Here is a 12,930-nt window from a genome sequence, read left to right on the forward strand (position 1 = left end):
CAGACACTCAACAAGCGTAGCCAGAGCGGGATGGCACCGCCAAGTCGGGAGTGCTCCTTGAGATCGTGACCTTCAGGGACCAAACAGCTACACCCCCCGAGGCGTTCACGGACCGGCCCAGGAGACGGTCTCGCACCGCATCCCATGGGTCTCCCCCCTCCGAAGCCGACCCCTCCGACCCCGCCGACAGCACCTCAGACCTTCAAGGACCTGATCGCCGTGGGCGCGTGCCAGGGCTCCGTGGCCAGCTCCTCGAACTCGGACACGTCGCTGATGTCCGCCGTCCGGCTCATCGCGATATTGGTGACCCGCTCCAGGATCGCCTCCACCACGACCGGCACCCGGTACTCGGCCGCCAGCTTCTTGGCCTCCTCCAGCGCGGGCAGCAGCTCCTCCGGCTCCCTGACCCGGATGGCCTTGCAGCCCAGGCCCTCGGCGACCTTCACATGGTCGACGCCGTAGACGCCGAGCTCCGGCGCGTTGATGTTCTCGAACTCCAGATTGACCTGGAAGTCGATGCCCAGGCCGAGCTGCGCCTGCCTGATCAGCCCCAGATACGAGTTGTTCACGAGCACGTGGACGTACGGGATCCGGTGCTGTGCCCCGACCGCCAGCTCCTCGATCATGAACTGGAAGTCGTAGTCCCCGGACAGCGCCACGACCTGCGCCTCCGGGTCGGCCTTGGCGACGCCCAGCGCCGCCGGGATGGTCCAGCCCAGCGGTCCGGCCTGGCCGCAGTTGATCCAGTGGCGCGGCCGGTAGACGTGCAGCATCTGCGCGCCCGCGATCTGGGAGAGCCCGATGGTGGTGACGTAACGGGTCTCGGGACCGAAGGCCTTGTTCATCTCCTCGTACACGCGCTGTGGCTTCAGCGGCACGTCGTCGAAGTGCGTACGCCGCTGCAAGGTGGCCTTGCGCTCCTGGGTGGAGGCGACCCAGGCCGTCCGGTCGGGCAGCCTGCCCGCAGCCTTCAGCTCCCGGGCCACCTCCACGAAGAGCCCCAGGGCAGCCCTGGCGTCCGAGGCGATCCCGTAGTCGGGGGCGAAGATCCTGCCGATCTGGGTGGGCTCGATGTCCACATGGACGAACGTACGGCCCCGGGTGTAGACGTCCAGCTTGTAGCCGGTGTGCCGGTTGGCCCAGCGGTTGCCGATGCCGAGGACGAAGTCGGACTCCAGGAAGTTGGCGTTGCCGTAGCGGTGCGCGGTCTGGAGGCCGACCATCCCGGCGTTCAGCTCGTGGTCGTCGGGGATGGCGCCCCAGCCCATCAGTGTCGGGATCACGGGCGTGCCGGTCAGCTCGGCGAATTCGACCAGCAGCTCGCTCGCGTCCGCGCCGATGACACCGCCGCCCGCGACGATCAGCGGGCGCTCGGACTCCAGCAGATAGGAGATCGCCTTCTCGATCTGGGCCCGGGTCGCGGCCGGCTTGTGCAGCGGCAACGGCTCATACGTCTCCGGGTCGAACTCGATCTCGGTCTGCTGGACGTCGATGGGCAGATCGATCAGGACGGGGCCCGGCCTGCCGGAGCGCATCAGGTGGAATGCCTGCTGGAAGACGCCGGGGACCTGCGCCGCCTCAAGCACCGTCGTGGCGGCCTTGGTGACCGGACCGGCGATGGCGGCGATGTCGACCGCCTGGAAGTCCTCCTTGTGGATCACATGCGTCGGGGCCTGCCCGGTGATGCACAGGATCGGAATCGAGTCACCGATCGCCGAGTAGAGCCCGGTGATCATGTCGGTGCCCGCGGGGCCTGACGTACCGATGCAGACCCCGATGTTTCCCGGGGCGGTCCGCGTGTACCCCTCGGCCATGTGCGAGGCGCCTTCCACATGGCGGGCGAGGGTGTGATCGATGCCGCCACCTTCCTGGAGAGCCTTGTAGAAGGGGTTGATCGCGGCGCCCGGCACACCGAACGCATGCGTGACGCCTTCGCGCTTGAGGATCTCAACTGCCGCTCGGGCGGCTGTCATACGAGGCATGGGGGCTCCTGCTTCGGCCTGACGGATCGGACTCCAACGAGAAATTCCACAATGCGGAAACTTGATTCTGCTATCCGGAATCAAAGTAAGGGGCGTGGTGGGGGACGTCAAGGGAAGGAGGCCAGGACGGGGCCGGGGGATGGCCGAAGTCCCTCCCCCAGGGCTGACGCGTGGTGGACGATGGACCCCAGGCGCGTGACCGACGTCACGAAGACGGCAGAGGCGCGCCCGAGGCACGCACGAGTCACGTCTGGGCCACCCGAGGGGGGACGGGGAGAATGGGCGATCAGGTACCGGTTCGCTGCCCGGTCTGCCGACGTACGCACACCTTCGCCGCGCCCGTGTACCCGTGCGCGTGCGGGGCTCCCGTCGCGCCTCCCCTGGTGCGCGGCGCACCCGCCGAGCCGATCACGCACCGCACCTGGACCGAGGACTGGGTCACCGCCCGCTGCCAGGCCTGCGGACGGCAGGACCAATGGCCGCAGCCCGAGCTGGGCTGCCCCTGCGGGACGGTGCTGCGGATAGCGGTGCGCCCGGTGACCTCGCGCCCCAGACCGCCCGGGCCTTCGACGCCCTCCGCACCCGCGTCGCCGGCCGGGCCTACGGCGCCCTCCGCACCCTCCGCTCCGTTCCGCTCGCCCGCGGCCGCAGAGGCCCGTGGCGGCCGGGCTGGGCTGCCCACGCACATCCCCCTGCCACGCACCGTCCCCGCGCCACGCCCCACGTTCCGCCCGGTCACGATCCGCACCGCCGGCGACGCCGTGACCACGGCCGCCCTGTATCTGCGCTGGCTCGGCTTCGAGGAGATCGTCCAGCAGAAGGACTGGTACGCGAGCGGCCTCGCCCTGCGCGGCCCCGGCCTGGTCGCCCAGGTGGACCCCACCACGCGTCCGGCCACTCTGCGCGCGGTCGAGTGCCTCTGGCTGAACGGACTCAACGAAGAGGCGCTGGGCGTGTTCTTCTCCCTCGCGGGATACGCCTCCGACGCCCGCGCCCGCGCGGACGAGCTCGGTCTCCCCCTCTTCGTCATGGACCTCACCGGAACGCCGCAACCGGTGAACGGCCCGGCGGACGCACTGCTGTCGCCGGGCCCCTGACCGCGCGCGCTCCGAACAGCCCGCGCCGCGGGCCCGGTTCGGTCCGCACGGTCTTCCCGACCGGCGCGCGACCCAGCGCACCTCCCGCCGGTCGGCAGGCGTCTCCACGAGCAGCGGCCGCCCGCTGCCGGCGAGCGGCTCGGGCGTGGCGGTCGGCTCCCCCGCTCGCCTTCCGGAAGCGTCAGCCGTAGCGCTCCCGCAGCTCCACCTTGCGCACCTTGCCGCTGATGGTCATCGGGAAGGTGTCCACGACCTCGAGCCGCCGGGGGACCTTGTAGTGGGCGAGCTTCTCGCGGCAGAAGCCGGTGACCTCGTCCAGCGTCGGCGGATCGGCCGGGTCCCGGGCGATGACGACGGCGAGGATCTCCTCGCCGTACTTCGCGTCAGGTACGCCGACCACCTGGACGTCGGCGATCTTCGGATGGGCGTACAGGAACTCCTCGATCTCGCGCGGGTACACGTTCTCGCCGCCTCGAATGATCATGTCCTTGATGCGGCCGACGATCTGGACGTACCCGTCATCGCGGATCACCGCCAGGTCACCCGTGTGCATCCAGCGCCCCGCGTCGATCGCCTCGGTCGTCTTCTCCGGCTCGTCCCAGTACCCGAGCATCACGCTGTAGCCGCGGGTGCACAGCTCCCCCGCCTCGCCGCGCGGCAGTGTGACCCCGCTGAGCGGGTCGACCACCTTGACCTCGATGTGCGGAAGCACCCGCCCCACCGTCCCGGTGCGGCGCTCCAGGTCATCGTCCCGCCGGGTCTGCGTGGAGACGGGTGAGGTCTCCGTCATGCCGTAACAGATGGACACCTCGGCCATGTTCATCTCGGCGACCACCCGCTTCATCACCTCCACCGGGCAGGGCGAGCCCGCCATGATGCCGGTGCGCAGCGAGCCGAGGTCGTACGTCGCGAAGTCGGGCAGGTTCAGCTCGGCGATGAACATCGTGGGTACGCCGTAGAGCGAGGTGCAGCGTTCCTGCTCGACGGCGCGGAGGGTGGCGTCGGCTTCGAACGACGGGGCGGGGATGACGATGCAGGCGCCGTGGGATGTGGCCCCGATGTTCCCCATGACCATGCCGAAGCAGTGATAGAACGGGACGGGAAGGCAGACCCGGTCCTGCTCGGTGTAGGCGATCATCTCGCCCACGAAATAGCCGTTGTTGAGGATGTTGTGGTGGGAGAGGGTCGCCCCCTTGGGGAATCCGGTGGTGCCTGAGGTGTACTGGATGTTCACGGGGTCGTCGCAGGACAACTGCGCTTCTCGTGAGGCGAGTTCGTCCCGTCCCGCACCTTCGGCCGATGCGACCAGCTCCGCCCAGCTGTCATCGCCGATGTAGTGCACGGACCGCAGCGCCGGGCAGTCGGCACGGACCTGCTCCACCAGCGCGCGGTAGTCGCTCGTCTTGTGGGCGAGGGACGCGATCAGGATGCCGATCCCTGCCTGGTCGAGGACGTATGCGAGCTCATGGGCCCGGTAGGCCGGATTGATGTTCACCATGATCGCGCCGATCCGGGCGGTGGCGTACTGCACCAGCACCCATTCCGGGCAGTTCACCGCCCAGATCCCCACCCGGTCTCCCTTGGCCACCCCGCGGGCGAGCAGCGCCCGCGCGAGCTCGTCCACGTCCGCCCCGAACTCCGCGTACGTCCAGCGCCGCCCGGACGGCACATCGACCAGCGCCTCCCGTGCCGGGAACCGCGCGATCGTCCGATCGAGGTTGCGCCCGATCGTGTCACCGAGCAGCGGCACGGTGCCCGTGCCATGTGTGTACGCGAGCGCCGTTTCCGCCCCGGTGTCCGTTCCCGCCATCGCAGTTCCCTTCCCGCCGTACTCGTTCACTGCCGGGATCCTCCCCCGAGTGCAGCCGGAATATCAGCTGGTGGAGGGAGGTTGGAGTCGGGGAAATCAACCACGCCCCGGGGCGCGACCATTGGTCGCCGCCCATGGGCTGACCCAGGAGCACTTCATGGCCCGCTCGTTCCTCTTCCTCCTCGGCAGCGCCCGTGCGGACGGCAACGCCGAACTGCTGGCCCGTGCGGCGGCGGAGCAACTGCCGGGCGGCACCGGGCAGCGGTGGCTGAACCTGGAACGGCTCCGTCTGCCCGACTTTCACGACGCGCGCCATGCGGCGGGCTCCTGGCCGCAGGAGGAGAGTGACGAGGACCTGCTGAGGGAGGCGACGCTGGCTGCGACCGACGTGGTGATCGTCTCGCCGCTGTACTGGTACTCCGTCTCCTCGTATGCCAAGCGCTATCTCGACTACTGGTCGAAGTGGCTCTCCACCCCGGACCCCGGATTCAAGGCGAGGATGGCGGGCCGCACCCTGTGGGGCGTCACGGCCATGGCGGACCGGGAGCCGGTCCGCGCCGAACCACTCATTCTGACGCTGAACCACACCGCGGCATACATGGGCATGCGCTTCGGCGGCGTACTGCTCGGCAACGGCTCCCGGCCGGGCCAGGTGCTCAGTGACGAGCGGGCGGCCGTCGAGGCCAAGACGTTCTTCGCCCAGGAGGCGCCTCTCGCCCGGTTCCCGGACGCCGAGCGGTCGTCCGCCGGCTGACCCACCCGGGTCACCTCATCGCCATCGCAGTGGCCAGCGGCCGCGGGCCGCCAGGAGTGCGCAGAGCATCAGCACGACCGGTGGCACCGCGGCCCACGCCGGAGCGGCCTTGAGCAGCACCGCGGAGATGGCAGCACCCACGATCAGCGCGCCGAACCGTACCGGGATCCAGTGCTCCTGGCGGACCGCTCCGACACCCTTGACGATGTAGGTGGCCAGGGTGCCGGTCAGATAGGTGGTGGGCGCGGCCGCGTGACCCGCGGCCACCATGGCCGTGGACTCGACCCCCATGGCGACCGCCGCCGCGAACTGGAGCAGGCTTCTGGTGATCCCGCGCGGTGCGCCGTCGACGGCCGCCCACACTGCCGCGATCACGACGAGGATGACGGTCGTCGCCACCAGACAGGACATCACCCTCGGCTGCCAGCGTGCGGCGGGGATCCCGCTGCGCCGGGTGAACCACGCGGCCACCGCGGCCCCGATGCCGAACCCGGCCAGTGCGAGGGCCGCGGCGGTGACGTTCAGGGCCTGCTGCTGCCCGATGGCCATACCCAGCAAGGCGAGGTTGCTGGTCATCACTCCGGCGAAGACATGGTCAAGGCCCAGAAAGGAGATGGTCTCCACCGACCCTGCCGCTGCCACCAGCAACGTCACCGCGATGTGCAGCGGACGGGTCGGGCCGGGCGAGGGTGGGGCTGGCGGCTCCATGATGCGCCATGCTAGATCGCCTTTACGCGCATTCCCGGCAGAAGCGTTCGCGTTTCGCGTGCTCGACTGAGCGGCCGGGTGTCAGTCGCCGGTGACGCCGAGGCTGCGGAGGTACGACAGGCCAGGGCGGCCGTCGAGCTCCGTCTCGCCGACGACGGCGAACCCGGTGCGCGTCAGCACGGCCTGCGACGCCGGGTTGTCGAGGGTGGTCTCGGCCCTCAGCACGCTCAGCCCGTACCGGCCGGCGGCGCGCTGGCAGAGCTCCCGCACAGCCCGGCTGGCGAGTCCCTTGCCTGCGGCGCGCTTGGCGATGCGGTAGCCCAGTTCGGCCGCGCCGTCCGCCACGTCCACGAGGTTAACCCGCCCCAGGATCTCGCCTTCGGCGTCCACGAGCACATGGAAGTAGCAGACACCCGCCTCCTGTTCGGCGAGCAGGGCCCGGTGCCGCTCGTCGAAGTGGAGGAAGTATCCGTCGCCCCGGTCGGGGACGGACGCGGCGAAGTGGGCCCGGTTCTCGCGCTCGAAGGCGAGGAGCGCGGGGGCGTGGTCCGGGCGGAGCAGCTGCAACTCGGGCATACGGTCACTGTACGCATCCCCGTAGGCGACCCATTGTGCGGGGCAGCCCGCTCCGTCCCGTAACTCACCTTTGAGACCGATCAGTTCACCTGACGTCCGGAGCCCGACCAGTACGGCTCGCGCAGCTTGAACTTCTGGATCTTGCCGGTGGCGGTCCGCGGGATGGCATCGCGGAACTCGACCGACGTGGGGGCCTTGTAGCCCGCCATGCGCTGCTTGCAGTGGGCGATGATGTCCGCCTCCTGTGCGGTGGCTCCCTCGGCGAGCACCACCAGGGCCTTGATGGTCTCGCCCCACTTCTCGTCGGGGACGCCGATCACGGCGACCTCGGCCACGGCGGGGTGGCTGAAAATGGTGTCCTCGACCTCGATCGACGACACGTTCTCACCCCCGGTGATGATCACGTCCTTCTTGCGGTCGGAGATCGTGAGGTGTCCGTCGTCCTCGTCGATGATGCCGCCGTCGCCGGTGTGGAACCAGCCGCCCTCCAGTGCGGCCTCGGTCTCCTCGGGCTTCTCCCAGTACCCGTCGAGCACCACGTTCGACCTGGCCAGGACCTCACCGGAGTCGGCGACCCGCAGCTTCACCCCGAGCGCCGGAAGCCCGGCACGCGACAGTTTGTGCGCGCGCTCCTCGGCGGGCAGCCCGACGTCGGCCGGGCGGGTCCGGTTGAAGGTGAGCAGCGGCGAGGTCTCCGTCAGACCGTAGATCTGGGTGAACTCCCAGCCGAGCTCGTCCCCCACCCGCTGGATGGTCCTGCTCGGCGGCGGAGCTCCCGCGCAGACGATCCGTACCCGGTCGCGGCCGGGGATCTCGCCCTCCCAGTCGGCCGCGGCGTCCAGGACCGCGTTCCACACCGCGGGCGCGCCGCACATCAGGGTCACACCGTGGGCGTCGACACGGCGCAGGATCTCGGCGCCGTCGACCTTGCGCAGCACGACCTGCTTGGCGCCGAGACCGGCCATCACGAAGGGCATGCCCCAGCCGTTGCAGTGGAACATCGGCAGGGTGTGCAGATACACGTCCCGCTCCCAGGCGCGGGTGTGCAGCCCGAAGGTCAGCCCGTTCACCCAGATGTTGCGGTGGGTGAGCTGGACGCCCTTGGGCCGGGCGGTGGTCCCCGAGGTGTAGTTGATCGTCGCGGTGGCGTCCTCGTCCGGCCGCGACCAGGGGCGCGGCTCCACCCCGAACCGCATCAGCTCCTTGTCGGACTGCTCACCGAGCACGAACCGGTGCCGTGCCTTGACCCCGGACAACGACTCGTCCAGCTCAGGGTCGACCAGCAGGACCGAGGCCCCGCTCTGGTGGACGACGTACTCCACCTCGTCCGGCTTGAGCCGGAAGTTGACCGGCACGCAGATCCGGCCGCTCATGGGCACCGCGAAGAGCAGCTCGAGCATCCGCGCGGAGTTGTGACTGACCACAGCCACGCGCTCGCCCTCACCGACGCCGATCGCGTCCAGCCCCGCCTGCCAGGCCCGTACCCGCACCCCGAGCTGCCCGTACGTCGCATCGGGCACCGGCGGTGCGGGTTGGTCCGGCTCGTCGATCACACCGGGGCTGGAGGCGAACCCGAGCTCGGCCCGGTCGAGGAAGTCGGCGACGGTCATGGGAATCCGCATGGCGTTCTCTCCTGCCTGCAATCACTTAATCGCTGTTCCGGTGCGAGCATCTCGCGTACCCACTCGAGTGCGGGTGGTGACGCAGACCTTCCCCCGTACGGAGCACGTCAAGAACTGCCCCCTTCCGGTCAGCGACCCGTCATGCTTCCGCCGCCGCGCACGGCTTCCGGGTGCGTCCGCAAAGCTGCGACGAGCACGGCAATCACCGACGTCCCGGAGGGCACCCACCATGGACGACCTTCCGCCCGGGGAAGCGGACCCTGGAGAACATCGCCCGGCAGAGCCGCTGTTCGTACCGGTCAGGCTCGGCTCTGCCGGGAGATTCCAGCTGCGTTTCCTGCGCACACCGCTCGGGGCGCACACGGCCATCGGCTTCACCGGGGAGCGGCGGCTGGGCGCCGCGTTCAGTGAGACCCCAGACCTGGATCAGGCTCGCGGAACGCGCTGCGGGCGCTCGCGGAGCCGCTGGGAGTGACCGCGGTGATCCCCTGCTCAGGGCGCCCGCACCGGTGGTGGACCGGGAGCCGCGCGGCACCCGCTGGGACGCGGACTCCGTTTCTTCGGCGTGCCCCGCGTCACGGCCCCCGCCGCCTCGCGTGGACGGCCGCCGCCGTCCACGCGAGGAAGGACCCGCCGGCCAGGGACGTGGACCTGTAAGCGGTCCGCACGCCGCCATGGCCGGATTCCGGACCGAAAATGTCCGCTATCCGGCCATCGTGTATATCCTGCTCCGACCGGGTACGCGATCACGGGACACGGGAGGTGACCAGGATGTCCGAGCGACGGGCCCGCCCCGATGCCACCCCGAGGAAACACGCCTGGCGCCGGCGCTTCACTCCGGCAGGCGCGTCGGGCGGCGGCACAGGCGCCGCGGGTGCCCACACACCGGGGTCCCCGGCCCCGGTGCAGAAAGACCAGGGCAGCATCGTCCAGGCCGCGCTCTACCGCGACGGCCGGCGCGTCTCCACCCCCGAGTCGCTCGCCGAAACCTTCCGCCAGCTCCGCGAAGAGCCGCGCGGCATGGCCTGGATCGGCCTGCACCGGCCGACCGAAGCGGAGCTGCTGACGCTGGCCGAGGAGTTCGACCTCCATGAGCTGGCCGTCGAGGACGCGATGGAGGCCCACCAGCGCCCCAAACTCGAGCGCTACGGCGAGACCCTCTTCGTCGTGCTGCGCGCCGCCCGGTACCTCGACGCCCAGGAAGAGGTGGACTTCGGCGAGCTCCATGTCTTCGTCGGCCGCGACTTCGTCATCACGGTCCGCCACGGCGCCGCACCCGACCTCTCCGCGGTCCGCCGCCGCATGGAGGACGACTCCGAACTGCTGGCCCTCGGCCCCGAGGCCGTGCTCTACGCCATCCTTGACGCCGTGGTCGACGGCTATGCCCCGGTGGTCGCCGGTGTGCAGAACGACATCGACGAGATCGAGACCGAGGTCTTCAGCGGCGATCCCGAGGTGTCCCGCCGTATCTACGAACTCTCCCGCGAGATGGTCGAGTTCCAGCGCGCCACCCGTCCCCTGGTGGGGATGCTGCACGGCCTGATGGCGGGCTTCGCCAAATACGGCACGGACGAGGAACTCCAGCGCTACCTGCGCGACGTGGCCGACCACGTCACCCACACCAGCGAGCGCGTGGACGGCTTCCGCCAGGCCCTCGCGGACATCCTGACGGTCAACACGACGCTGGTGACCCAGCAGCAGAACGCCGAGATGCGGGCACTGGCGGAGGCGGGCTTCGAGCAGAACGAGGAGATCAAGAAGATCTCCGCCTGGGCGGCCATCCTCTTCGCACCCACGCTCGTGGGAACGGTGTACGGGATGAACTTCGACACCATGCCGGAACTCAAGTGGGCCGTGGGGTACCCGTTCGCGATCCTGCTGATGGCGGCGGTGTGCGTGAGCCTGTACGTGGTGTTCAAGAGGCGGGGCTGGCTCTAGGGCCGTGTTTGAGAACTGGCGTCGTCCGTCCGAAGGGCAGGGCTCGCGGCGTCTGGTGCGAAGCTCGTTCTGGGGCTGGTCACGAGCATCCTCTTCTTCCGCCTCAGCCCCACAGATGCGCCGAAGCCGGAGGAGTGGAGGCATCTCGGCGTGCGTCATCGGGTCCGGGACGATCCGGTGCGCGGCATGCGCCATCGAGTACCGCGCCCGGCGCCACGCCGAACGTGACGCTCCACTTACCGCGACCGGTTCTCAGGCAGGCACTCAGGCTGACAGTGTTGCTGTCACGAGCCACAGCCCTACAGCTGTGGCCGATGCCCCCGCGACGCGCAGTGCACGTCCGCCGTGGCGCCAGTCCGTCACCAGGAGCGCCCCTACCGCGCCGGCAACGTGAAGGCCCGCCGTGGTGACGAGGATGCCCAGCACATACCCGACTTTGCCTTCCTGCGACGCGTATTCCAGGCCGTGAGCCGATCCGTGGCAGATTCCGAAGACGGCGACGGCGGTGGATGCGGCCGCGGTGGTGACCCGCAGGCGGAAGGCGATGGCCAGGCCGGTGCGGCGCCAGCCGATCATCCCGCCGACCATGGAACCCACGACGACCTTGACCGGCAGCATGCTCCCGGCCTGGCGGAAGAAGGGCACTCCGTAGACCGCGACCAGAGCCACCAGAAGGACGCTCCACAGATTGCGCTGCTTGTCGGTGAGCAGCCGTGGGGCCTCGGCTGACTCTGCGGCCTTTGGTTTCAGAAGCCGCTGGACCAGTACGGCCACCGCAAGCAGCTGACCGGCCGTTGCCGCGCCGGCAGCCGAACGGGACCAGTCCGCCGAGGGGGCCAGCATGAGAAAGACCAGGCTGTGGGTGCGAACGGTGTTCGGGATGAACCCAGCCCGGCGAAACGCGTCCGCCAGCCAGCCCCGTCGGGGGCTCTCCCGGCTGTCAGCGCAGTGCGGCCTGTCCCGCGTGAACGGCACGCAGGGCCCGATCGACGGTCTCCTGGCTCTCGCCGACCCAAGCGGCAGTGCGCATACGTTCTTACCGGGATGTGTCGAAGTGACGGCGGGAGGCTTCGATCTGGCCGAGGAACCGGTGGGTCCAGTCGCACAGGCCGGCGATCGAAACGCGCAGCGCCCGGCCCGGTTCGGTCAGGGTGTACTCGACCCGCGGCGGCACCGTGGGATGCACGTTCCTCTCGACCAGGCCGTTGCGCTCCAGCATGCGCAGGTTCTGGGTGAGCATCTTGTGGCTGATGCCCTCTATGCCGTCGCGGACCTCGCTAAAACGCAGCGTTCGTTCACCCAGGGTTTCGATGATCAGCAGCGCCCACTTGTTGGCCACGTCCGAGAAGATCTCCCGTCCCAACGAGTCCGCGCGCGTGAGGTCGGCGTCCTCGTCCGAGCCGCTGAACTGCTTGGTCACCATGAGGTACCCCAGTCACTGAAAAGTGCGTTCTTCCACGTCAGTGCCCAGTCTCCTACGGTTTCCGAGTAACCAGAAGAGACCGCGACTGCTTTCACCGACGCAGCGCGTGGGCTCTCACGAGTCGAGGAGACGGACAACATGGCCATCACCCTGGTGAACCCGGGCGGACTGCCCAAGATCGATGCCTACCGGCAGGTGTCGGTCGCGACCGGTTCGAGGCTGGTCTTCATCGCCGGGCAGGTCGCCTGGGACGCCGAAGGAGCCACGGTCGGCGAAGGCGACCTCGCCGCTCAGGTCGAACAGTGCTACCTCAACGTCGCCACCGCCCTGGCCGGGGTCGGCGCCTCCTTCGACGACGTGGCGAAACTGAACGTACACGTCGTCGACTGGGCCCCCGAGAAGATGCCCCAGCTCATGGAAGGCCTCACCCGGGCCGCCACCAAGCTCGGCACCACCGCCGCACCACCGGCCACCCTGCTGGGTGTCGCGGCCCTGGACGTGCCCGAGCACCTGGTCGAGATCGAAGCGACCGCGGTCCTCGACTGAACGGGTGCCCTCCGCGCCTCGGCGGCCTCGGCGACCGGCCGGAGAGCCGCGATGGAGGCGGCGTCGATGATGTGCCCGGACCGACGCTCGCCCATGATGGTGGAGCCTCTGTCCATGACCGGCCCGCCGGCGCGTTGTGGTTCGGCGAAGTCGTTGCCACGGCAGGGTGATACCGACCATTGCCGACGGGGTCCACACCGCTCCGGCGGCATGAGGGTGACTGGTCTGGTGGCTCTGGTGGGCCCACCGGACGGCGTCATCGTCTCGGTGACTTTCGAAGCCTCACGCACCCGGATCCAGCACATCCGGGCGTACTCAATCCCGAGAAGCCGCGCACCTGGGTGACGGGCCGGCAGTGCTGCATCCAGGCGGCCCTGTCGCCGCTTCCCGGCCGTCTGCCACGGAGTCCTGACACCTCATCAAGAGCCCTTCCCCTACCGGGACATGTACACATCATGCTTGCCAAGCTTTTTT

Annotated in this window: 11 protein-coding genes; 4 read left to right on the forward strand and 7 right to left on the reverse strand. The window is 69.5% G+C overall.

The window, feature by feature from the left end; genetic code table 11:
- Positions 1 to 194: 194 nt before the first annotated feature.
- Positions 195 to 1,973 (reverse strand): glyoxylate carboligase, encoded by a 1,779-nt coding sequence (gene gcl, locus ACFV6V_RS25370; RefSeq protein WP_385569169.1) that lies wholly within the window; start codon positions 1,971 to 1,973, stop codon positions 195 to 197.
- 287 nt (positions 1,974 to 2,260) lie between these two features.
- Between gcl and ACFV6V_RS25375 the strand changes: the two genes are divergently transcribed.
- Positions 2,261 to 3,079, forward strand: coding sequence for a hypothetical protein (locus tag ACFV6V_RS25375; RefSeq protein WP_385569117.1), 819 nt, complete (start codon positions 2,261 to 2,263; stop codon positions 3,077 to 3,079).
- 181 nt (positions 3,080 to 3,260) lie between these two features.
- On the opposite strand, the gene ACFV6V_RS25380 is transcribed toward ACFV6V_RS25375, so the two are convergent.
- Positions 3,261 to 4,889, reverse strand: coding sequence for an AMP-binding protein (locus ACFV6V_RS25380; protein ID WP_385569119.1), 1,629 nt, complete (start codon positions 4,887 to 4,889; stop codon positions 3,261 to 3,263).
- A gap of 157 nt (positions 4,890 to 5,046) precedes the next feature.
- Between ACFV6V_RS25380 and ACFV6V_RS25385 the strand changes: the two genes are divergently transcribed.
- The gene (locus ACFV6V_RS25385; RefSeq protein WP_385569122.1) at positions 5,047 to 5,643 is read left to right on the forward strand and encodes an NAD(P)H-dependent oxidoreductase; all 597 of its coding nucleotides are present in this window, start codon (positions 5,047 to 5,049) and stop codon (positions 5,641 to 5,643) included.
- 15 nt (positions 5,644 to 5,658) lie between these two features.
- Here ACFV6V_RS25385 and ACFV6V_RS25390 read toward each other — a convergent pair whose 3' ends face one another.
- The 3 genes from ACFV6V_RS25390 to ACFV6V_RS25400 form a co-directional block, all read right to left on the reverse strand.
- Complete coding sequence (locus tag ACFV6V_RS25390; RefSeq protein WP_385569124.1) at positions 5,659 to 6,351, reverse strand: DUF1275 family protein; 693 nt, start codon at positions 6,349 to 6,351, stop codon at positions 5,659 to 5,661.
- An 81-nt stretch (positions 6,352 to 6,432) separates the two neighbouring features.
- Positions 6,433 to 6,927: a GNAT family N-acetyltransferase gene (locus tag ACFV6V_RS25395; protein ID WP_385569126.1), complete on the reverse strand. Its 495-nt coding sequence runs from the start codon at positions 6,925 to 6,927 to the stop codon at positions 6,433 to 6,435.
- A gap of 80 nt (positions 6,928 to 7,007) precedes the next feature.
- Complete coding sequence (locus ACFV6V_RS25400) at positions 7,008 to 8,549, reverse strand: AMP-binding protein (RefSeq protein WP_385569129.1); 1,542 nt, start codon at positions 8,547 to 8,549, stop codon at positions 7,008 to 7,010.
- A 771-nt stretch (positions 8,550 to 9,320) separates the two neighbouring features.
- Here ACFV6V_RS25400 and ACFV6V_RS25405 point away from each other — a divergent pair.
- Positions 9,321 to 10,487 (forward strand): magnesium and cobalt transport protein CorA, encoded by a 1,167-nt coding sequence (locus tag ACFV6V_RS25405; protein ID WP_385569132.1) that lies wholly within the window; start codon positions 9,321 to 9,323, stop codon positions 10,485 to 10,487.
- Between the two features lie 264 nt (positions 10,488 to 10,751).
- Here ACFV6V_RS25405 and ACFV6V_RS25410 read toward each other — a convergent pair whose 3' ends face one another.
- Both ACFV6V_RS25410 and ACFV6V_RS25415 read right to left on the reverse strand, forming a co-directional pair.
- Positions 10,752 to 11,330: a HupE/UreJ family protein gene (locus tag ACFV6V_RS25410; RefSeq protein WP_385569134.1), complete on the reverse strand. Its 579-nt coding sequence runs from the start codon at positions 11,328 to 11,330 to the stop codon at positions 10,752 to 10,754.
- 193 nt (positions 11,331 to 11,523) lie between these two features.
- Complete coding sequence (locus ACFV6V_RS25415) at positions 11,524 to 11,910, reverse strand: winged helix-turn-helix transcriptional regulator (protein ID WP_385569136.1); 387 nt, start codon at positions 11,908 to 11,910, stop codon at positions 11,524 to 11,526.
- A 138-nt stretch (positions 11,911 to 12,048) separates the two neighbouring features.
- Here ACFV6V_RS25415 and ACFV6V_RS25420 point away from each other — a divergent pair, with 138 nt between their 5' ends.
- On the forward strand, positions 12,049 to 12,456 hold the full coding sequence (locus ACFV6V_RS25420) for a RidA family protein (protein WP_385569139.1): 408 nt from the start codon (positions 12,049 to 12,051) through the stop codon (positions 12,454 to 12,456).
- Positions 12,457 to 12,930 lie beyond the last annotated feature (474 nt).

This window comes from Streptomyces sp. NPDC059828 (genome assembly GCF_042731955.1).
Lineage (GTDB): Bacteria > Actinomycetota > Actinomycetes > Streptomycetales > Streptomycetaceae > Streptomyces.